Raw genomic sequence first — 20028 nt, 5'->3', positions numbered from 1 at the left:
GACGGCGGGCACCAGATCGTCACTCAGGAACCGGGATCTGGTCCAGCGCCGTGTACACGGGCTTGCCCTCGGCCCGCGCCTGACGGACCATCTCGTCGGCGCCGGCCGAGGAGCCGCCGACCCGCAGGACCGCGTCGCAGCGGCCGAGCAGGCGGACGGAGATCGGCTCGATCAGGGGCAGGGCGAGTGCCTCGCCGGTGACCGGCAGGTGCCCACGCCGGAAGAGGTGGACGGCCACGTCGTTCATCGTGTCGACGTTGGCCTGGAGCTTGGCCGGGTCGTCGCCGGTGCCGGAGCGGTACGGGCCGGCAACAAGAATCATCATCGCGAGTCTCCTGAACCTGAAACGGTGTGCGGGGTGACGATCTCGACGCCGGCGTCCCGCAGCGCTGCAAGCGTGTCGGCGGCGGCGCCGTCCTGAGGTCCGGAGAGATCCGAGGGCAGGACCGCGTTCGTGACCAGCGTGTCCACCGCGTCCAGGGGGGCCACCCGTGCGAACGCCTGCACGCCCAGCTTGGTGGAGTCGGCGACGACGATCGTGCGGCCCGCCCGGCGCAGCGCGGCCCGTTTGACGGCCGCGTCGTCCAGGTCGAACTCGGACCAGCCGAGCTCGTGGTGGGCGGCGCCGATCGACATGACGAACGTGTCGAACCGCAGCTGGTCGAGTGCGTTCAGGGCGAGCGGGCCGACGAGGCTGCGCTCGCTGGCGCGGGACTCGCCGCCGATGATCAGCAGTTTGATGCCCGGTTGGTCGGCGAGACGCACCGCCGCCTGAAGGCTGAGCACGGCGACCGTGAGCGGTGCGCGGGCGGTGAGGTGGCCGGCGAGCTCGGCCGTGGTGGTCCCGGCGTCGAGCAGCACCGTGGTGCCGGGCTCGATGAGCGCCGCCGCGGCTCGGCCGAGTTGCGCCTTCGTGGCGGCCTGCCAGCGCTCGCGGACGGTGAAGCCGGCTTGGTCGGCGGGCACGTCGAGGGCGACGGCGCCGCCGCGAACGCGGCGGACGAGGCCCTGCTCCTGCAGCTGGTCAAGGTCGCGACGGACGGTCATCTCCGAGACGCCGAGCCGTTCCGCCAGCTCACCGAGGGAGAGCCGGCCGCTGCCACGGACCAGGCGGAGGGTGAGGTGAGCCGGATCAGGCTCACGTCGACGTCGAACGCGGCGACGGTCGCGGCCAGGCCGACGAAGTCGAGTCCGTGGGCAGGCTGAACGAGCCGAGGCTTCCACTCCCGAGGCTTCACTCCGCGACCCGGTGACCGCCCGGTGACCGCCCGGCGGCGTCCCGTGGTGGCAAGATGGACGTCCGTGCGCCGAGGGACGGAGGGTCCGCCGTGGAAACGCTCGCCATCAGCTCCGTCGGGCGGGTCGAGCTGCCGGACGCGGACCGGCTGAAGGTGTTCCTGATGCACGGCGGGGTCACCGTCACCGGCGGCGACGCCGACCGGCCCACGCTCGACGTCGCCGAGGTCGGTGGGCTGCCGTTGCACGTCACCCGGCATGACGACGGCACCCTGGAGATCTCCCACGCGCCGCGCGCGGCGACCGATGCGGAGGCCCGGTCCCTCTACGGCCGCGCCGACCTGCGGGCGCGGCTGACGCTCAGTGTGCCGCGCATCCGCGACGTCGACGTGCGCACCGCCGACGGCGACATCACGGTCGAGCGGGTCGCCGGGACGGTCACCGTGTTCTCCGGCGAGGGCCGGGTGCTGCTGGTCGACCTCGCCGGGCCGGCCGAGGTGGTCGCGCACAACGGCCGGGTCGAGGTGCTGCGGGCCGATGGCCCGCTCAACGTGGTGACCTCCGCCGCCGACACCACGGTCGTGGAGGCTACGGGTTCGATGCGGCTGCGTACCACCTCCGGCTCGCTCGACGTGGACGCGCAGCCGCAGGAGGGCGCTCATGTGCAGCTTGCCGCGGCGAGCGGGGCGGTGCGGCTGCGCCTGCCGGACCTGGCCGACACGGTGGTGCGGCTGGAGAGCGCCGGGGGCCGGGTGCACACCACGTTCTCGCAGCTGGCCGGGTTCTCGCAGCTGGCCGGCGGCGAGCCCGGCGGGGCGGTCGAGGCGACCTTCGGCGCGGCCCTGCGGCAGGTGTGGGTGCAGTGCTCGTCCGGGGACATCGCGCTGCTGCGGGCCGAACCGGCGGGCTGAGCGCTCAGCCCGCCGGTTGCTCAGCCCGCCGGTTGCTCAGCCCGCCGGTTCGGCGTCCGCGGCGGTGAGGCCGCGGACGATCCGGCGGCGGATCAGGGCGATGAGCACGCCGACCCCGCAGACCACGAGGCCGTAACCGAGGTAGTACGCGGCGGCCGGCACCGCGTCCGCCAGCCACACGATCTGGCTGCCGACACCGCCGCCGAACGCCGCGAACAGGCCCAGCACACCGATGGTCTGCGCGATGAAGGCCCGTGGCAGCACGTCAGAGGCGGCCGCGGTACCCACGGCGATCACCACCACCTCGGAGCAGGACAGCAACAGGTAGGCCGCGACCAGCCACAGCGGTGAGACGCGGCCACCGCCGGCGCCGAGCCACGCGGCCACCGCCATCACCAGGAAGCTGCCGCCGCAGAGCAGGAGCGCCATGGCGAACTTGCGTGGCACCACCCGCACGCCCTCGCCGAGGCGGGGCAGCAGCCAGGCGAAGACCGGCGCCATGATCAGGACGAACAGCGGCGAGACCGACAGGAACCAGCCGGCCGGCACCTCGAAGCCGGCGATGTCGCGGTCGGTCGAGTCCTGCGCGAAGAGCAGCATCACCGAGCCGCCCTGGGCGATCATCGTGAAGAACAGTGTCCAGGCGAGGATGACCCAGCCGAAGGCGCTCAGCCGGCGACGGTCCACCGGGCGGAGGCGACGGTTGCGGTACAGCAGGACGAAGGCCACCGCCGGCGCGACGAGCGTACACATGCCGAGCAGCCCGACGATGCCGACCGGCGGCATGACGGCGACGATCGCCCCGGTCAGGGCCGTCAGCGCGGCCCCCAGCAGCACGCCGTAGCGCCGCAGCCGGCGCCGGCCCGCCGGGCCCAGTGGCCGACCGGGCCGGTCGCCGACGCCGAGGAAGGTCCCCCGGGCCAGGGCCAGTTGAACAAGGCCGGCGAGCATCACCACGCCGCCGCACAGGAACCCGGCGTGCCAGTTCACCCGGTCTCCGACGAAGCCGACGACCAGCGGCGCGATCAGCGCGCTGAACTGCACCCCGACGTACAGCAGCGAGATGCCGGACTCACGGCGGGCGCTGTCACCGAAGAGCAGGTTCGCCATGGCCTGGTGGTTGGGGCGGTACAGTCCCGCCCCGACCGACACCAGCACCAGCCCGGTGGCGCTCGCCGCGGGTGCCGGCACCGCCAGCGCGAAGTGGCCGGCCATGCTCACCAGCCCACCCAGCATCATGGTGGGCCGGATGCCCAGCACCCGGTCGGCCAGCCAGCCGCCCGGCCCGCCGAGCATGTACGTCAGCGAGATCCAGGTGCCGGTCAGCGCGGCCGCGTCCACGGTGCGCAGGCCGAGACCGCCGTCCTGCGCGGACGCGGCGAGGTACAGCACAAGGGTCGCCTGCAGGCCGAAGAAGCCAAACCGTTCGGCCATCTCGGTGGCGAGCAGGACGCGGAACCAGGGCGCGCGGGGGACGATCCGCTCCGGCTGCCGTGGGGGCGGCGCCGGTGAGGGCTGGACGATGGCGGGAGGCGGTGGGGTCGTCATGGCAGCGTGCCCTCCGGCGTGGATCACGGCCGCAGCGTGGTCAGGCTCGGCGCTGGGTGCCCATCAGGCTCCGCGATCCCGGTCGGGCCGCCCTCGACGCGCTGTTGAGCCCCGCTCGAAGACGCACTGCCGAGCCCCGCTCGGCGCTGTCAGGGCTCCAGGACCTTGATCAGCCGCAGGTACGTCTCGTGGAGGATCGCGGCGCAGGCGCCGGTCTGCTCGGCCGTCACCGGATGCCGGGCGAGGCTGGCGCGCACCTTCGTCGTGAGCACATGCAGCTGGGCCTCGATCATGCCGCCCGGGCCGTCGAACTCGGTGGCGGCCGGCCAGTCGGGCTGGAAGGCGAAGTCGGGGCGCTCGGCGGGCGGTTCGGTCATGCCCAGCGCGTCGGCGGCCCGGCGCAGGTCGGAGGAGACCTCGCGGATGTGGGTGCGGGCCTGCCCGTCGGCGCCTTGGTGGCCGGCGGCGAGCGCGTCCAGCCGGCCGCGTAGCTGCTCGACCTCGTCGCCCCGCGCGGCCAGTTCCTCACGGCCTCGGGCGGTGAGCTGGTAGACGCGGCGGCCGCCGCGCTCGCGCTGCCCGACCATCCCGTCGGCCTCGAGCTGGCGCAGACGCGGATAAATCGTGCCCGGGGACGGCAGGTACACACCGTCGAACCGCTCGCGGAGCACCTGGATGATGTCGTAGCCGTGGCGCGGGCGCTCCTCGAGCAGGGTGAGCAGGAGCAGCCGGAGCTCGCCGCGGGCGAACAAGCTGCTCACCGAACGGCTCCCGGTCGGGTCGCCGTGCCCGCCGAGTATGACCCCACACGTAGATCGTAACGCGTCATATCGCCGGGCCTGCCACGGCGCGGCCGCTCGAGCCGGGTTCGAGCGCGGGTCCACGGCGCTGGGCGAGGCTCACGGGATCAACGGTCGGGAGAGCGGAGGCTGTGTGAAGATCTTGACGATCGCACCGTTGCATACGACCCGTCTGACGGCGATGGTGCCGTTCTGCTGGGCACTGCGCGCGACCGGCCACGAGCTGCTCGTCGCGTGTGTGCCCGACCTGGTGGAGACGATCAGGGGCGCCGGGCTCAACGCGGTGGTGATCGGTGAGAGCGCCGGCGCCGACGCCGCCCACCCCTTCCCCGCCGCCCCGCCCGGCACCCTGGACGCGGCCGACTGCCAGCGGCTGCACGCGCGGCCGAACGTCGAGCACGCCGAGCGGACCGCCGCCGAGCACATCGGCCTCGCCGAGGGGTGGGGAGCGGACGTGGTCCTGTTCGACCAGACCGTCTTCACCGGCAGGGTCGTCGCCGCCGCGCTGGGCCTGCCGGCCGTCGCGCACCGGGCGGCCGTCGAGCCGGCCTCGGGCGTCTACGACGAATACGGCCGTCAGCAGTTGGCCGGGCTGTGCGGGCACATCGGCCTCCACGGCCTGCCGGACCCCGACATGGTCGTCGATCCGTGCCCGCCGAGCCTGCGCGATCCGGACGTCCAGCCGGGGCGGGCGATCCGGTTCGTGCCGTTCGACGGCGCGGGAACTGTTCCGGACTGGGCGGGCGAGCGGCCGGCCAAGCCCAGGATCTGCATGGCGGCCGGTGACGCGCTGCGCCGTCCCGGCAACGCCGACGTGGCGCGCCGCGCGGTCGAGGCGTTGGCCGGCCTCGACGGCGTCGATCTCGTCGCCGTCATGCGCCCGGCCGACCACGCCGCGGTCGGTGAGCTGCCCGACCGGTTCCGCCTCGCCGAGTCCACCCCGCTGAACGTCGTGCTGCAGACCTGCGCGGTGTCCGTCGGCTTCGGCGATCCGGCCACCGGCCTCACCGCGGCCGCCGCCGGCATTCCCCAACTGGTGCTGCCGCACTGGCCCGACCAGGTGGAGTACGGCGCGCGGCTCGCCGCCACCGGCGCGGGTATCACGGTGCCGGCCGGTGCGGCCCAGCACGACGTCGCGGCCCTGCGCGCGGCGGCCGAGCGGCTGCTGCACGAGCACACGTTCCGGATGGAGGCGCAGCGGCTGCAGGCCGAGATCGCGGACGCCCCGGCGGCCAACGACGTGGTGTCCCTCGTCGAGGACCTCGCCCGGCAGGTGCCGGCGGCGGTGCAGCGGCGGCGATGAGAGGCATCCGATGAGAGTCATTGTCACCCCGCTGCACCTGACCACGCACCTGACCGAGATGGTGCCGCTGTGCTGGGCGTTGCGTGCCGCCGGGCACGAGGTGCTCGTCGTGGGCGCGCCGGACCTCGCCGGCGTGAGCCGTGCCGCGGGCCTGAACATCGCGACGGTCGGCGAGCCGGTCAACATGATCGAGAGCGGTGCCCCGTACATGCCGCGTGAGCTGTTTCCGGCCGAGGCACTCGGCCGGCGCGACACCGAGGCCGGCCGGGAGTTGTGGCGGCAGTGTGCCGCCGCCTTCGCGCCCGAGGCCGGGCAGTTGGTCGACGCGTACCTCGCGCTGTCCGCCTCGTGGCGCCCGGACCTCGTCATCACCGACAGCATGTCGCTGCTGGGCTGGGCGTTCGGCGCCGCTGCCGGCGTGCCCGCCGTCCTCTACCACTGCGGTGTCGCCCCGCTGCTCGGGCCGTTCGAGGAGCAGGCGCAGCTTCTGCTGGAGCCGCTGCGCAAGCGGCTGGGACTGCCGCGCCTGCCCGCTGCGGCGGCGGTGCTCGACCCCTGCCCGCCGAGCCTGCAGGCAGAGGATGCGCCGCCGGGGCACCGTGTCCGGTACGTGCCCTACAACCAGGCCGGCGTCCTGCCGGACTGGGCGCTGCACCGCGACGGTGCCCCGCTGGTCTGTGTCTCGTTCGGCAGCATCCTGGCGTGGAGCGGACCGCGGCCGCTGCGGGCCGCGCTGGACGCGGTCGCGGCGCTGGACGGCGTTGAGGTCGTCGTCACGCTCAGCGCCGCCAACCGGGAGCTGCTCGGCGCGGTGCCGGAGCACTTCCGGCTGGTCGAGGCGTTGCCGCTGAACCTGTTCCTGGAGCGGTGCGACCTCATCGTGCACCACGGCGGGACGGGCACCGGCCTCACCGCCGCGGCGCTGGGTGTTCCGCAGGTGGTCCTGCCGCAATGGGGCAACGGCTTCGACTTCGGCCGCCGGCTCACCGAGGCCGGCGCCGGCCGCAGCGTCACCGACCGGGCCGGGCAGGACGACACGGACGCGCTCGCCGGCGTGCTGCGGACGGTTCTGCACGACCCCGCGTTCCGCGGCTCGGCGCTGCGGCTGCGGGCGGAGATCGAGGCACTGCCGTCGCCCGCGGCGACGGTGACGCTGTTGGAGGAGCTCGCCCGCGGCACCGCCCGGTGCTGAACCGCGACCGCCACGACCTGACTGCCACGACCCGACCGTCACGACCCGACTGCCACGACCCGACTGCCACGACTGGAGATGCGATGAGGGTTCTTGTCATGCCGCTGCATTACCCCGCCCACCTGATGGCGATGGTGCCGTTGTGCTGGGCACTGCGCGTGGCCGGGCACGACGTGCTCGTCGCCGGGCCGCCGGAGCTGGCCGTCCCCGCCCGGAACGCCGGGCTGTCCACCGCCGTGGTGGAGCACACGGCGTCGGCTGCCTCGGCCGCGGACTTCACCCCGGACGAGCGCTGGTTTCCCAACGAGGCCGCCGGTCGGCGCGACACGCCGGCCGGGCGCATGGCCTGGCAGGTCAACGCCCGGCACAGCGCCGAGTTCACCGAGACGCACCTCGATCGGTACCTGCGGCTGGCCCGCCGCTGCCGGCCGGACCTGATCCTGCTCGACCCGCTGTCCGTCGGGCACCTGCTCATCGGCGCCGTGCTGGACGTGCCGTGCGTGGTGCACCGGTGGGGCGTCGACCCGACCGAAGGGCCGTTCCGGGAGACGCTGCGCGAGCTGCTGGAGCCGCTGCGCGCCCGGCTGGGCCTGGGACGGTGGCCCGAGCCGGCGATGGTCATCGACCCGTGCCCGCCACGGCTGCAGGTCGAGGACGCCCCGCCCGGCGAGCCGATCCGGTACGTGCCGTTCAATGGCCCCGGTGAGCTGCCCGGCTGGGCCCGCCGGCGCGGGGACCGCCCCCGGGTGTGTGTCACGCTCGGCGGCACGGTCATGGCGTGGGTCGGCCCCCGGCCGCTGCTGCGGGTGATGGACGCCCTGCGCCGGCTGCCCGGCGTCGAGACCGTCGTGGCCCTCGCGCCGCAGGACCGGCGCATCATCGGTGAGCTGCGCGACGACGTACGGGTGGTGGAGGCGTTGCCGCTGAGCCTGCTGCTGCCGACCTGCGACGTACTGGTCCATCACGGCGGGTCCGGCACCGGGCTGACCGCAACGGCGTACGGCCGGGCCCAGCTGGTGCTGCCGCAGCTGGTGGACGAGTTCGACTACGGCCGGCTGCTGGCCGTGGCCGGGGCCGGCATCACCGTGCCGGACCGCGCCGGGCAGGACGACGTCGCGGGGCTGGCCGAGGCGTTGCGGGCGCTGCTCGAGGAGCCGTCCTACACGGCCGCGGCGCGGGAGCTGTCGGCACAGATGCGTCTCGCCCCGTCGCCGGGCGCGATCGTGCATCAGCTGGAGCGGCTGGCGGCCCGCCCCACGGCGGCACCGATCAGGCTGACCAGTCCCGCGTGACCCCGGGAGCCGACCGGGCTGACGGGTGGGGCGGGTAGCGGCGGGCTTCAGCGGGGCCGAGCGGCTCGTCGGCGAGCAGGTCGAGACGCTCGGCCACGCGGAGACACCAGTGGACCTCGGCGTCGACGTGTGCGCGGGCCAGCTCCCGCAACCATACGAGGTGCGCCGGCAGATCCGCGGGCCCGCCCGGCAGCGAGCCCGGGACTCCGCCCGACACTGAGCCCGCGTCGAGGTCCAGTAGCCGTGCGCGGCGGCGCAGCGCGGCGGCCGCCTCGCGGGGGTCCAGGTCGGGCAGGAACAGCAGCGCGTGACGGAACGCGTCGGCCGGGGCCGCCTCCTGCGCCCACTGCCGGCGCAGCAGTCGCAGGAACGTCTCGTCGCCCCGGCCGGTGATGCGGTACACGGTCCGTGCGGCGCCGGGTCCGCCCGGTTCGGTGCCGGCCTCGGCGACCAGCCCTTCGCCGGCGAGCGTGCGCAGGGCGTGGTACACCGAGCCGGCCTTCATCGGCGCCGCGTCGCCCGGTGTCCAGCCGGCGAGCGCGCGGTAGACGCCGTAGCCGTGCACCGGCTGCAGGTGCCGGACCAGGCCGAGTACCACCATCCGGGTCGCGGTCACGATGCGCCGGTCGCGGGGTCCTTCTTCGGGTACATCGCGGAGATCACCTCGTGGCCCTGCGGTACCCAGGCGGGAATGCCGCCCTCGGCGTTGACGCCCTTCTCGAGGAAGGCGATGTTGTGGTACACGTGCAGCCCCACCACGTGCAGGTCGGCGTAGGAGGGCTCGCCGGCGGCGGTGTGCTCCTCGTGGTGCAGCCCGTCGACGATCCGCTTGAGCAGATCGAGTGACGTGCCCGGGGACGAGCCGGGCGTGTCGCGGCCGCCGAAGCCCGGCTGGAACGTCGTCCAGAGATCCTCGATGACGTAGAAGCCGCCGGCCCGCACGTACGGGAACAGCGCCCGGAAGCTGGTGAGGATGTGCTCGTTGACGTGGCTGCCGTCATCGATGACGACGTCGAACGGGCCGTACCGCTCGGCGATCTCCCGCAGGACCGCCGCGTCGCTCTGGTCGCCCACCAGCGTCCCCATCCGCAGGTCCTCGATGTGCGACTTGTCGAAGATGTCGAGCCCGTAGACCTCGCCGCGGTGGAAGTAGCGCCGCCACATGCGCAGTGAGCCGCCGCCGTCCTGGAAGCCGTAGCCGCCGATGCCGATCTCCAGCACCGTCACGGCGTCGTCGCGCAGCGGGGCGAAGTGCCGGTCGTAGTGCGCGGCGAACCAGTGCAGCGCGCCCCACTTGTCGGAGTCGTAGGCCAGCGCGACGGTGCCCAGGTCGGGCTTCTGCGCCGTACAGGCGACGACGAGCTGGTCGGCCACCACCGACGCGGCGGCACCGACGGCCCAGTCCGGGCTGCCGTCGGGGTTGGTGGTGTGCATGGTGATGCGCCCCAGCCCGGTGGTGCGACCGCGCGCCGGGCCGAACAGCTCACGTACCAGGTCGACGGCGTCGACCTCGAACGTCATCACCATCGGGCCGTCGCTGTCACCGGCGGCGGTGACCGGCTTGCCGGTCGGGAACGCCATCGCCACCGTTGTGGCGTCGGCGCCGAACCCGATGACCAGTTCGGCGGTCACCGGGATGTGGTTGCGTGCCGGGCCGCACCGGAACATGACCTCGTTGGCCAGCACCGGCACGACCCGTTGCGGCCCCAGCCGGGTCACGGCGTCGGCGAGGCCGCGCGCCGTGCCTCCGGCGGCGCCGATGAGGCGCCGGACGGTTTCGGTGTGCCCGTCGTTCGTCATCGTCGCTCCCTCGTCGTGGGTGTGGTTCAGCCGGTACGCCGCCAGAACGCGCCGACGCCGTCGATGTCCTCGATCGGGTCGGTGATGCCGTGCCGGTCCCGGTATTCGTGCACCGCCTCCGCGCACGGGCCGTGGACGTAGTCGTCGATGATGACGAAGCCGCCGACGCACAACTTCGGGTACAGGTGCACCAGCCCGTCCATGACGGACTCGTGCAGGTCGCCGTCGAGGCGCAGCACCGCGAGCTTCTCGACCGGGGCGTCGGGCAGGGTGTCGCGGAACCAGCCGGGCAGGAACCGCACCCGCTCGTCGAGGAGGTCGTACCGCGCGAAGTTGGCCTTGACCGTGTCGAGGTCGACGGCCAGGACGTTGTTCGCCCGGTGCAGTCCCATCTGGTGGTCGACCGGGTGCCCGTCGGACTCGACGACCGGCATGCCTTGGAAGGAGTCGGCGAGCCACACGTCGCGGTCCGTGACGCCGCGCGCCTTGAGCACGCCGCGCACGAGAATACTGGCGCCGCCGCGCCACACACCCGCCTCGATGAAGTCCCCGGCGACGCCGTCGTCGAGCACGGCTTCCACGCAGTGCTGCAGGTTGTCCAGCCGCTTGCGGCCGACCATGGTGTGCGCGACACTCGGCCAGTCCAGGCCGTTGGCCCGCTTGACCTCGTCGTAGCCTTGGTTCGCCGCGAAGAAGGTCGGTTGCGGTGTGTCGCCGTAGATCATGTTGGTCAGTGTCTTCTTCAGCAGGTCGAGATACAGACCCGTTTCCCCTGTCGCCACGGTTGTCGCCACGGTCGGCGCTACCCCTCTCTCGTGCGGTCGTCGGCCGCGAACACCGAGGCCATGAAGTCCGCCGGGTTGTCGGTACGGGAGATCCAGGACGGCGCCGGCTGCTCGGCGTTGTCGCCCTTCTCGAGGAAGACGATGTTGTGGTAGATGTGCATCCCCACCACCGCACGCTCCACATCGGACACCGCGCCGTTCGCCGGTGGGTACAGCTCCTGATGGTTCAGCCCGTCGGCGAGCGACTTGAAGTAGCCCATCGACGTGCGGGTGTTGTCGCGGTCCTCGCTGTCTCCGCCCCAGCCCGGCCAGTACGACGTGGACAGGTCCTCCACCACGTAGAGGCCGCCCGGGTTGAGCAGCGGGAAGAGCGTGCGGAACGAGGCGATGACGTCGCTGCTGAGGTGGCTGCCGTCGTCGATGACGATGTCGAACGGCCCTTGCCGGCGTGCCACCTCGGCCATGAACACGGCGTCCTCCTGCCGGCCCTGGACGGTGGTGATGCGCGGCTCCCGGATGCCGGACTTGTCGAACACGTCGAGCCCGACGACCAGTCCGCGGCGGAAGTAGTGCTTCCACATGCGCAGCGAGCCGCCGCCGAGGTCCGGCGCCTGATAGCCGCCGATGCCGATCTCCAGGACCCGCACCCGCTCTTCGCGCAGCGGTGCGAAGTGTCGCTCGTAGTGCCTGGTGTACCAGTGGCCGCCCCACTTGTCCGAGCCGAAGCGCACGGCCAGGTCGGTGAGGTCGGGCCGGGTCGGTGTGAGGCCGCGCAGCACGTGGTGCGCGGCCGCGGTCGCGGCCTCACGCGCGGCCAGCCACGGGTCGTCGACCCAGGTGGCCGGTCCCGGCTCGTCGTTGACGTGGATGCTGAGCGTGGCGTCGTGGCGGCCACCGGGCGGGCCGTAGAGGGCCAGCAGGAGCTCGTCGAGATCCTGGCGTACGGTCACCCAGGGGGTGTCCCAGGTGCCGGGATCGATCGTGAACCGGCCGGCGCCGGCCAACGCCCGGAACTCGATGCGCTCGCCGGCGAGGCCGAGGAAGAACTGTACGGTGACCTCGGTGGGTGGCCCGGGCGCGAGACCGGCGCGGGTGGCGACCTCGTCCAGCAGGTGGCGCGCCGCCGCGGCCGGATCGCCGGCCCGCAGCCGGGCACGTACCTCGTGACGGGTGCCGTCGGCCATGGCCAGCAACACCGCGGTGGCGTCATCTGCCTGCTCGGACACGCTGCCTCCTGACTGGTCCGGCATCCAACTGGCCCAGCATCGAAACAGCCGATCCAGACCTCCTCGAAGCACGGTGGAGGACGCGGCTCAGAACGGTTACAGCGGCGTGGGGTACACCGGCAGTCGCCGCCGGCACCGAGGGATTGGAGAGGACCGTGCGCATCCTGTTCTGCACCACGCCCGGCCACGGGCACGTGCTGCCGATGCTGCCCACCGCGTGGGCGCTACGCAGCGCCGGGCACGAGGTGTTGTTCACCACCAGCGGCCCGGCCGGGCCGGTCACCGGGGCCGGCCTGCACGTGGTGGACGTGGCGCCCGGCCTGGACGTCGGCGCGATCTTCGGACGGCACTTCGCGTCCTTCAGCGGGTACGCCGACGCGCAGCGAAGCACTCCCCGGGTCGACTTCGAACCGTTCGTGCCGGTGTTCGCGGAGATCTCCGACGCGATGGCCGACGGCACGCTGGAGGTCGCCCGGCGGTGGCGGCCCGACCTGGTGCTGCACACCAACGAGCAGGGCACCGGACCGCTGGTCGGCGCGGCGCTGGGCATTCCGTCGGTGGTACACGGCTACGCGTTCGCCACGCCGATGTCGGCGACCCTGGCGGTCGGCGAGCACATGGCGGCAACGTACACCCGGCACGGCGCCGGCGCGTACAAGGCTCCCGCCGCGCAGCTCGACCTGGCGCCGCCGAGCATGCGGGTCGACGTGGATCGGCCGGCCGCGCCGGTGTGGCCGATGCGGACGGTGCCGTACAACGGCGGTGCCGCGCTGGAGCCGTGGCTGACGCGCCGTCCGGAGCGGCCCCGGATCGTGATGACGCTCGGCACGGCCAACCGGGAGCAGGACAACATCCGTGTCCTGGCGCGCCTGGTCGAACTGGCGGCCGGGCTGCCCGTGGAGGTGGTCCTGCTGCTGGGCAACCTCGACGGCGGCTCGCTGGCGCCGCTGCCGGACAACGTGCGCGCGTACGGCTGGGTGCCGCTGCACGTGCTGCTGGACACCTGCGCCGGCCTGGTGCACCACGGCGGGGCGGGAACCGCGCTGGCCTGCCTGGCCGCGGCCGTGCCGCAGCTGATCCTGGCGCAGAGCGGCGACCAGTTCCTCAACGGCGCGGTGGTGCGTGACCGGGGCGCCGGGATCTTCCTCGACTCGGACGAGGTGGACGCGGACACGCTGCACCGGCTCATCGCCGACGAGGGCATCGCCGCGGCGGCCCGGCAGGTGAGCGCGGAGATCGCCGCGCTGCCGTCACCGGCGGAGATCGCCGTCCGGCTCACGGACCTCGTGCACGGTGAGGGCCGGTGACCGAGGCCGGTGACCGGGGCCGGTGACCGAGGCCGGTCAGGCCCCGTCCGGCAGGGGGTGGGCGGCGCACCCGAGTCGCCCACCCAGCCGGGCGAACCGCTGCGCCGCACCCCGCCGCTGTTCGCGGCGCATCGACGCCTGCCAGCCCCGGACGACGAGGTCCGGCAGCGTCGAGCGGTTGCACACCTCGTAGGTCACGAGTGCGCCGGAGGGGTGCGGGCCGACCCGGTACACCCCCTGGTACCACCACTGTCCGGAGACGCTCAGCGTCCCGGCCGCCCGGTCGGCGCGTACACTGAGCGCGTAGCCGTCGACGACGCACTGGAAGTCGTCGGGCCCGCCGCGCAGCGTCATCCCCTGCTCGCCGCCCTCTCCCAGCAGGAAGAAGCCGTTGTCCTCGGTGACCGGGCCGGGGTTGAGCGCGAACAGCAGGGCTCGCACCCGCTCCGGCGTGGTCTCGACGACGCCGCGCAGCGTCCACAACGGCCGATCAGTCACCGCGTCCCCCTCACCATGCCGGTTATTACGCGATATTACGCGTAATAACCTGCTGCGGCAATCCGTCAGCGCACCACGAACATCAGCGTCACGAACATCAGCGCACCATGGACGTCAGCCGCGCCGCCACCTCGATCGGCGACGGAGCGCTCTCGATCTCGGTCCGCAGCTTCTGCACGGCCGTCGAAAAGCTCGAATCCCCCAGCAACGTCTCCGCCGCCTCCCGGATGACCGCCGGATCCGACTGCTGGTCGCGGCCGGGGAGGTTGAGCCCCGCGCCGGCCGCGGCCAGACGCCGGCCGTAGTCGAACTGGTCGAACCACTGCGGCACCACCAGCTGGGGGATGCCCATGGAGGTGGCGGTGAGGCCGGTCCCGGAGCCGCCGCTGCCGACGACCAGGTCGCAGGTCGGCAGGAACAGCTGCAGCGGCAGCGACTCCACGACCCGCAGGTCGTCGGGCAGGTCGTCGACGAGGCGCCGGTTGGCCGGCGTGATGGCCAGCACCACCTCCGCGTCGGGCACGGCGCGGGCCGCCTCGATGACCCGGCGCAGCGGCGCCGGCCCCGTTACGTCCAGCAGCGACCCGCCCAGGCAGATGCAGATCCGCCGGCCGGCGGCGCGCCTGCGGGCCCAGTCGGGCAGGGTTCCGGTGCCGTTGAACGGCACGTACCGCATCGGCTGGCCCGGCGGCGCGTCCTCCACCTGGAGGCTCGGCGGGCACGGGTCGACGATGACGTCCGGGGCGGGCAGTTCGTCGAGCTTGAAGCGGCGGCACACGGCCGCGAGGTCCCGCCGTACGCGCTCCTCGTAGGGCCCGGCGGTCGGGTCGACGCCCCACCGGTGCGAGACGGAAACCGCGCCGAGCACCACCCCGGCGATCCGGCCGATAAGGGTGAGCTGGTCGTAGAGCACGATGTCGGGCTTCCACTCGTCGGCGAAGGCCAGGTACTCCTCCACGTGCTCCACCGCGTAGCTCACCTGGTGCAGGGTGCTGAGCTCCCAGACCTGCCGGCCCCAGTGCGACGTGCGGTCGCCGAACGCCTCGGCGGGATACATGTCCGGGGTGACGTTCTCGCCGATGGTGTCCAGCAACCGGGCGGCGTCGCCGATCACGATGGTGCTCAGGCCCGCGCTGCGGGCAGTGGGCACGAGATCCGGCGGTGCCGCGACCAGCACCTCGTGGCCGCCCGCCCGAAACGCCCAGCACAGCGGGATCAACGGTGTGAAATGCGTGGATGCCAGGGGGGCGACGACCAGAATGCGCATCGATCTTCCTCACAGCCGGGTGCGGCCCGGTGTTCCGGGCCGGATCCACGGTGAATCCGGCGGGTCGACGGCCGCTCGAGCGCGGCTCGACGCCCCGGCGCCGCGGCCAGAACGCGGTCAGAACGCGGTCAGAACGCGATCGGGAAGGCGTCCCGGCACCGCTGCCGGGCACAGGCGGCCACTGCGGCGAGGTCCCGCAGGCCGGCCGGCCCGGTGGCGTCCGGCGCCGTCGAGGCGGCGGCGACCGAAGCCGGGGTGGCCACCAGCGCGGCGCAGCCGCCGGTACCGCACAGGCCGGCGCGCGACCACGCGGCGAGCGTGTCGCCGTCGGGCGGGACCAGCCACACCCCGACGCTGGAGGCGCCGATCGTGGGCGGCCGCCCGGGCGCGGCGGCGTAGATGCCGTCGGCGAGCCGCAGCGCCGCCGCCTCCCGCCGCGCGGCCTCCCCCAGCGCCGGATCGGCCAGCAGTTCACCGGCGACAGCGAGCCAGGCCGCGCGCCAGAGCGAGGGCGGCGCCGCGCGGGTGCGGGCGGCCGCGACGGCGTCGGCGACCGCCGCCCGCCCCGGCGGTCCCGCCCGGGCCAGCCGGCGCCGCAGGAGGCAGAGCAACAGCCGCACGTCGTCGGAGGCGGCGGCACGCAGCTGCGCGTCGGTCACGTCGCCCGGCCCGGCCGCGCCGAGCACGTCGGCCAGCACCGCGAGGTTCGCCGGTTCCGTGGGATCGGGGCCGGGCCGGGGCAGCCAGACCTCGGCGAGCTGGCGGCGCAGGGCCGGGGCGTACCGGTCGAGCACGCCGGACGTCGCTGCCAGGCGGGCGCCGGCGGCCGAGGCGGCCACCGCGGCGCGGGCCGCCTGGACGGTGGGCCAGCCGGCCCGCGAGTGCGCGGTCGGGACGACCTCCCCGGCCGCCGCGCAGCCGAGCTCGTGGGCGTAGAAGCGCACCTGCGGATCGGCCGGCGCGTCGTCCGGACGCGTGAAGCACCGCACCGGCGGCCGCAGGTCGCCGGCGCCCAGCCGGCGGGCCGCCGCGCCGAGCTGGTACGCCAGCGACAGGTCAGCGGCGTCCGGTCCGCCGGCGGGCACCGACATGTCCGGTGGCTGCGCGGCGAGCACCGCGGCGGTCTCGCGGACCCGGGCGGCGGCGAGGGCGGCGGCGCCGGCATCGAGACGGTCGTGCAGTGCCGCGGCCGTGATCAGGGCGGCCACCGTGGCGCCGAGCGGAAGGCCCCGGTCGGCGAGGGCGGCGGCGGTCGCGGCGACGACCTGCGACGGCACCGGGACGCCGAGCCGGACGGCGACGCCGACGGCGAGCGCGGTGCTGCCCCAGTCGCCGTCAGGGACGGTGCCCGAGGCGGCGTAGCGGTCTGCGCGGTAGAGCTCCGCCAGCGTCCGCGCGACGCGGTCCCGGTCGATCGGGGCGCCGAGCTGCTGGAGCATCCCGACGGCGAGATCCAGCTGGGCGACCGGCGGCAGGCCCTCGGGCGCGCGGCCGTCGAGGGCCGGGCCGATCCAGGCGGCGACCGAACCCGGGGCGAGCCCGTCGGTGCCGGCGCCGGTCGCCTCGGCCAGGCGCAGGTTCCAGGCGGAGGTGTAGAGCGAGAACGCCGGCGAGCGTGCGGCGGCGTCGACGAAGTACCCGCGCGCGCCGTCACGCACGAAGGAGTCCTCGAGGACGGTCCGCATGCCGGCGTCGCCCGGCGTGCCGGGCCCCGGGGGCACGGCCGGAGACACGGGCACGGACGGGAGCACGGACGGGGACGCGGACGGGGGCACCGACGGGGCCGGGGCATCGTGGCATGCCGTGAGCAGGGCCTGGGCGAGCAGGGCCTGGGCGAGCAGGGCCTGGGCGAGCAGGGCCTGGGCGAGCAGCAGCGCCACCGCCGCCCACCGGCCGCCGCGCGCGCTCACCGTGTCACCATCGGACCGGCAGCTCCTCGATGCCGCGGATCATCGTGCCGCCGCTCCACCGCAGTTCGTCCGCCGCGACCGCCAGCCGCAGGCCCGGCAGGCGGCGCAGCAGCGTCGCCAGCGCCACGGTCAGCTCGGCACGGGCGACCGATGCGCCGAGGCAGTGGTGGATGCCCGGGCCGAACGCGATGTGCGGGTTCGGCTGCCGGGCCAGGTCGAGCCGGTCCGCGTCGGCGAACACCGAGGGGTCCCGGTTCGCCGACGCGATCGCCGGGATGACCGCCTCGCCCGCGCACACCCGGGTCCCGCCCAGCCAGGTGTCGCGCACGGCGACCCGGATCGTGCCGCCGCTGACCGGCCCAGGCGTGTACCGCAACAGTTCCTCGACGGCCGTGGGGAGCAGCTCCGGCCGTTCCCGCAGCCGGTCCAGGTCCCCCGGCCGGGAGAGCAGCACCAGCAGCCCGTTGGCCAACGCGTTGCGGACCGGATGGTATCCGGCGGTCAGGATCGTCACACCGAGCGCGACCAGCTCCTCGTCGTCGAGCCGGCCCTCGGCCCGGTGCCGTGTCAGGCTGCTGAGCACGTCGTCGCCCGGCGCGGCCCGTTTGCGCGCGACCAGTTCGGCGAGCGCCTCGCGCAGCCGGGACCGGGCCGACTCGACCTCCTCGCGCTGCTCCGGAGCGATCCGCAGCGACGCCTCGATCAGCCGCACGAACTCCGCCAGGTCGCCGTCGGAGACGCCGAGCAGCTTGCAGATCGTCAGCAGCGGCAGCGGCTCGGCGAGGCCGGCCACCAGATCGGCGGGCGGGCCGGCCCGTACGATCGCCTCGACGAGGCCGGCGGTGCTGCGTTCCAGCCAAGGGCGCAGCCGCTCCACCCGGCCGCTGCTGAACTCCGGCGCCACCAGACGCCGCAGCCGGGTGTGCTCGGGCGGGTCCATCGCCATCATCGAGGCCGGTTCCGGCCGCGCCGGGCCGAGCCGGGGCGCTTCGGGCCGGGTGGTGGCGGCTCGGCTGAACGCGGGATCGGCGAGCATGGCCCGCACGTCCCGGTAGCGGGTCACCAGCCACGCCCGGTCTCCGGTCGGCAGCTCCACCTCGGCCAGGCCGGGCCGCTCGCGCAGCAGCGCGAACTGCGGCGGCGGTTCGGGCAGCGAAGGTGCGGGAAACGGGAACGCGAAGTGGTCGGCCTGGGTCATCGCACCACCCTCGGGTCGGCGTACGGGTGCGGCCGAGGCTGCCCCAGGTCGCTGGAGCGGGGGTCGAACCGGCCCCGGACAGCGGCTCGAGCCCGGGTCGAGCGGGGTACGGCCCGCCGCGGCGAGGCTCGGCCGGGACGAATCCAGCCCTGGAGGTGCCATGTCCGCTGCCGCAGAGCACGAGCCACCGCGGGATCTGCCGGCCTGCCCGTTCCCGTTCGCGCACCGGCCGGGGCTGGTGATGCCGGCCGAGTACGAGCGGCTGCGCCGTGAGGAACCCGTCAGCCGGGTCCGGCTGCCCTACGGTGAGGACGCCTGGTTGGTGGTGCGTCACCGCGACGTCCGCGAGGTGCTCGCCGGCCCGGCGTTCAGCCGCGCCGCCGCCGTCGGGCGGGACGCGCCCCGCATCACGCCGCAGGACTCCGGCGGCGGGATGCTCGACCTCGACCCGCCCGAGCACACCGCCCTGCGCCGGGTGGTGTCCGCCGCGTTCAGCGCCCGTCGTATCGCCGGGCTGGAGGCGACCGTCACCGCGACCGCCGAGGAGCTGCTGCGGCGGATGCTGGCCCAGGGGCCACCGGCCGACCTGCTCGCCGACTTCGCGCTGCCGCTGTCGGTACGCACGATCTGCGCGCTGCTCGGGGTGCCGGACGAGGACCACGACCGGGTCGCGTCGTCGTCGCGGGCCTTCCACTCGACCGGCGAGCTGCCGGTCGACGAGGTCGGGCGGCGGGTCCAGGCGACATTCGACCACCTGCACGGGCTGCTCACCGAGCGGGTGCACCGGCCGGGCCCCGGCCTGATCGGGGAGGTCGCCGGCGTGCTCGCCGGCGGCGACGGACCCGGCCCGGTCGAGCTGACCTGGCTGCTCGTCGGGCTGCTGGTCGCCGGCTACGAGTCGACCGCGACGCAGCTCGTCAACTCGGTGTACCTGCTGACGGCGGAGCCGGAGCGGATGCGGTGGCTGCGCGGGGACCGGGAGCGGATCGGGCCGGCGGTCGAGGAGCTGCTGCGGTACGTGCCGTTGCAGACCGCCGGCGTCTTCCCCCGCTACGCGACGCGTGACGTCACGCTCGGCGGTGTGGCGATCCGGCGGGGCGACGCGGTGCTCGTCGATCTGACCTCGGCCGACCGTGACGGCGACGTGTTCGCCGACCCGGACCGGCTCGACCTGGCCCGGCCGGCGAACCCGCACGTCGCGTTCGGCCACGGCGCCCACCACTGTCTCGGCGCCCCGCTGGCCCGGCTGGAGCTGCGAGTGGCGCTGACGGTGCTGCTGCACGGCGTGGCGGACCTGCGTCCGGCCGTGGCGCCGCAGCGGCTGCTCTGGCGGCGCACCAGCCTGGTGCGTGGGCCGGTCGCGTTGCCGGTGACCTGGACGGTGCCGGCTCAGTCGCCGGCTCAGGTCCCGGCTCAGTCGCCGGGATCCGGCTCGAACACCCGGTAGTGCGGCGCGACGCGGCGGTCCTGGAAGGGGCGCAGCGCGGACGGCCGCGCGGTGTGTTCCGGGCCCAGCTGCCAGGCCCGGAACGCATCCAGGGTCTCCCATTCGCTGAGGACGCAGTAGCCGTCCTCCCGCTCGGCGTCGCGCAGCAGCTCGCAGCCGAGCATGCCGGGCACCTTGCCGCCGGCCCAGTCGGTGGCACGGTATGCCTCGCGCAGCGCGGCGGCCCCGCCGGCCGCCGCGCGCAGGTACACGATCACGCGCACGGTGTGTGACGGCACGGTACCTCCCTCACCGCTGTTCATCGGTCA

Annotated in this window: 19 protein-coding genes; 6 read left to right on the top strand and 13 right to left on the bottom strand. The window is 74.3% G+C overall.

The annotated features are described in order from the left end of the window. Positions 1-19 precede the first annotated feature (19 nt). Complete coding sequence (locus Dfulv_RS18545) at positions 20-325, bottom strand: DUF4406 domain-containing protein (protein WP_259865199.1); 306 nt, start codon at positions 323-325, stop codon at positions 20-22. Then, the gene (locus tag Dfulv_RS18540; RefSeq protein WP_259865195.1) at positions 322-1224 is read right to left on the bottom strand and encodes a DeoR/GlpR family DNA-binding transcription regulator; all 903 of its coding nucleotides are present in this window, start codon (positions 1222-1224) and stop codon (positions 322-324) included. Before Dfulv_RS18540 ends, Dfulv_RS18545 begins: the two co-directional genes overlap by 4 nt. 104 nt (positions 1225-1328) lie before the next feature. On the opposite strand from Dfulv_RS18540, the gene Dfulv_RS18535 reads away from it, so the two are divergent. Beyond that, the gene (locus Dfulv_RS18535; protein WP_259865192.1) at positions 1329-2147 is read left to right on the top strand and encodes a DUF4097 family beta strand repeat-containing protein; all 819 of its coding nucleotides are present in this window, start codon (positions 1329-1331) and stop codon (positions 2145-2147) included. 36 nt (positions 2148-2183) lie between these two features. Here the strand turns inward: Dfulv_RS18535 and Dfulv_RS18530 are convergent, their stop codons facing one another. Beyond that, positions 2184-3695, bottom strand: a complete 1512-nt coding sequence (locus Dfulv_RS18530) for a peptide MFS transporter (RefSeq protein ID WP_259865191.1) — start codon at positions 3693-3695, stop codon at positions 2184-2186. A gap of 149 nt (positions 3696-3844) precedes the next feature. Then, the gene (locus Dfulv_RS18525; RefSeq protein ID WP_259865189.1) at positions 3845-4456 is read right to left on the bottom strand and encodes a PadR family transcriptional regulator; all 612 of its coding nucleotides are present in this window, start codon (positions 4454-4456) and stop codon (positions 3845-3847) included. A gap of 172 nt (positions 4457-4628) precedes the next feature. Here Dfulv_RS18525 and Dfulv_RS18520 point away from each other — a divergent pair, with 172 nt between their 5' ends. The 3 genes from Dfulv_RS18520 (at position 4629) to Dfulv_RS18510 (ending at position 8282) form a co-directional block, all read left to right on the top strand. Next, the gene (locus tag Dfulv_RS18520; protein ID WP_259865184.1) at positions 4629-5798 is read left to right on the top strand and encodes a nucleotide disphospho-sugar-binding domain-containing protein; all 1170 of its coding nucleotides are present in this window, start codon (positions 4629-4631) and stop codon (positions 5796-5798) included. 10 nt (positions 5799-5808) lie between these two features. Continuing rightward, positions 5809-6990: a nucleotide disphospho-sugar-binding domain-containing protein gene (locus Dfulv_RS18515; protein ID WP_259865181.1), complete on the top strand. Its 1182-nt coding sequence runs from the start codon at positions 5809-5811 to the stop codon at positions 6988-6990. Positions 6991-7088: 98 nt separating this feature from the next. Then, positions 7089-8282, top strand: coding sequence for a nucleotide disphospho-sugar-binding domain-containing protein (locus tag Dfulv_RS18510; protein WP_259865178.1), 1194 nt, complete (start codon positions 7089-7091; stop codon positions 8280-8282). Here the strand turns inward: Dfulv_RS18510 and Dfulv_RS18505 are convergent. Genes Dfulv_RS18505 through Dfulv_RS18490 form a run of 4 tightly spaced genes read right to left on the bottom strand, consistent with a single transcriptional unit; the run spans position 8260 to position 12093 of the window. Further along, positions 8260-8898 carry a PadR family transcriptional regulator gene (locus tag Dfulv_RS18505; RefSeq protein ID WP_259865169.1) on the bottom strand — a complete coding sequence of 213 codons (639 nt, stop codon included), beginning with the start codon at positions 8896-8898 and terminating at the stop codon, positions 8260-8262. The two genes, Dfulv_RS18510 and Dfulv_RS18505, sit on opposite strands and share 23 nt — an antisense overlap. Continuing rightward, positions 8895-10082 carry a class I SAM-dependent methyltransferase gene (locus Dfulv_RS18500; RefSeq protein WP_259865167.1) on the bottom strand — a complete coding sequence of 396 codons (1188 nt, stop codon included), beginning with the start codon at positions 10080-10082 and terminating at the stop codon, positions 8895-8897. The genes Dfulv_RS18505 and Dfulv_RS18500 overlap by 4 nt, the downstream gene beginning before the upstream one ends. A gap of 26 nt (positions 10083-10108) precedes the next feature. Next, positions 10109-10864, bottom strand: coding sequence for a TylF/MycF family methyltransferase (locus tag Dfulv_RS18495; RefSeq protein WP_259865162.1), 756 nt, complete (start codon positions 10862-10864; stop codon positions 10109-10111). Between the two features lie 20 nt (positions 10865-10884). Continuing rightward, entirely contained in the window at positions 10885-12093 is a 1209-nt protein-coding gene (locus Dfulv_RS18490) for a class I SAM-dependent methyltransferase (RefSeq protein ID WP_259865158.1), read from the bottom strand. Between the two features lie 155 nt (positions 12094-12248). Between Dfulv_RS18490 and Dfulv_RS18485 the strand changes: the two genes are divergently transcribed. After that, entirely contained in the window at positions 12249-13400 is a 1152-nt protein-coding gene (locus Dfulv_RS18485) for a nucleotide disphospho-sugar-binding domain-containing protein (protein WP_259865156.1), read from the top strand. Between the two features lie 36 nt (positions 13401-13436). Here Dfulv_RS18485 and Dfulv_RS18480 read toward each other — a convergent pair whose 3' ends face one another. The 4 genes from Dfulv_RS18480 to Dfulv_RS18465 all read right to left on the bottom strand — a co-directional run bounded on the left by Dfulv_RS18480 (position 13437) and on the right by Dfulv_RS18465 (position 18273). Continuing rightward, positions 13437-13898: a hypothetical protein gene (locus Dfulv_RS18480; protein WP_259865153.1), complete on the bottom strand. Its 462-nt coding sequence runs from the start codon at positions 13896-13898 to the stop codon at positions 13437-13439. A 97-nt stretch (positions 13899-13995) separates the two neighbouring features. Then, positions 13996-15165 carry a nucleotide disphospho-sugar-binding domain-containing protein gene (locus Dfulv_RS18475; protein WP_259865149.1) on the bottom strand — a complete coding sequence of 390 codons (1170 nt, stop codon included), beginning with the start codon at positions 15163-15165 and terminating at the stop codon, positions 13996-13998. A gap of 128 nt (positions 15166-15293) precedes the next feature. Next, positions 15294-17075 carry a hypothetical protein gene (locus Dfulv_RS18470; protein ID WP_259865145.1) on the bottom strand — a complete coding sequence of 594 codons (1782 nt, stop codon included), beginning with the start codon at positions 17073-17075 and terminating at the stop codon, positions 15294-15296. Positions 17076-17079: 4 nt separating this feature from the next. Then, on the bottom strand, positions 17080-18273 hold the full coding sequence (locus tag Dfulv_RS18465; protein ID WP_259865139.1) for a cytochrome P450: 1194 nt from the start codon (positions 18271-18273) through the stop codon (positions 17080-17082). Positions 18274-18433: 160 nt separating this feature from the next. Here Dfulv_RS18465 and Dfulv_RS18460 point away from each other — a divergent pair, with 160 nt between their 5' ends. Continuing rightward, positions 18434-19720 carry a cytochrome P450 gene (locus Dfulv_RS18460; protein ID WP_259865076.1) on the top strand — a complete coding sequence of 429 codons (1287 nt, stop codon included), beginning with the start codon at positions 18434-18436 and terminating at the stop codon, positions 19718-19720. On the opposite strand, the gene Dfulv_RS18455 is transcribed toward Dfulv_RS18460, so the two are convergent. Continuing rightward, entirely contained in the window at positions 19687-19998 is a 312-nt protein-coding gene (locus Dfulv_RS18455) for an antibiotic biosynthesis monooxygenase family protein (protein ID WP_259865073.1), read from the bottom strand. The two genes, Dfulv_RS18460 and Dfulv_RS18455, sit on opposite strands and share 34 nt — an antisense overlap. Positions 19999-20028 lie beyond the last annotated feature (30 nt).

Source organism: Dactylosporangium fulvum (genome assembly GCF_025137375.1).
Lineage (GTDB): Bacteria > Actinomycetota > Actinomycetes > Mycobacteriales > Micromonosporaceae > Dactylosporangium > Dactylosporangium fulvum.
Note: the sequence above shows the minus strand (reverse complement) of the source record. Positions and strands in the feature narration are given on the sequence as shown.

What these genes read in the sequence shown, in the direction of transcription:
- Dfulv_RS18500 (WP_259865167.1), bottom strand. Translation starts at nt 10,082, where the DNA reads ATGACGAACGACGGGCACACCGAAACCGTCCGGCGCCTCATCGGCGCC.
- Dfulv_RS18545 (WP_259865199.1), bottom strand. Translation starts at nt 325, where the DNA reads ATGATGATTCTTGTTGCCGGCCCGTACCGCTCCGGCACCGGCGACGAC.
- Dfulv_RS18460 (WP_259865076.1), top strand. Translation starts at nt 18,434, where the DNA reads ATGTCCGCTGCCGCAGAGCACGAGCCACCGCGGGATCTGCCGGCCTGC.
- Dfulv_RS18465 (WP_259865139.1), bottom strand. Translation starts at nt 18,273, where the DNA reads ATGACCCAGGCCGACCACTTCGCGTTCCCGTTTCCCGCACCTTCGCTG.
- Dfulv_RS18475 (WP_259865149.1), bottom strand. Translation starts at nt 15,165, where the DNA reads ATGCGCATTCTGGTCGTCGCCCCCCTGGCATCCACGCATTTCACACCG.
- Dfulv_RS18510 (WP_259865178.1), top strand. Translation starts at nt 7,089, where the DNA reads ATGCCGCTGCATTACCCCGCCCACCTGATGGCGATGGTGCCGTTGTGC.
- Dfulv_RS18515 (WP_259865181.1), top strand. Translation starts at nt 5,809, where the DNA reads ATGAGAGTCATTGTCACCCCGCTGCACCTGACCACGCACCTGACCGAG.
- Dfulv_RS18530 (WP_259865191.1), bottom strand. Translation starts at nt 3,695, where the DNA reads ATGACGACCCCACCGCCTCCCGCCATCGTCCAGCCCTCACCGGCGCCG.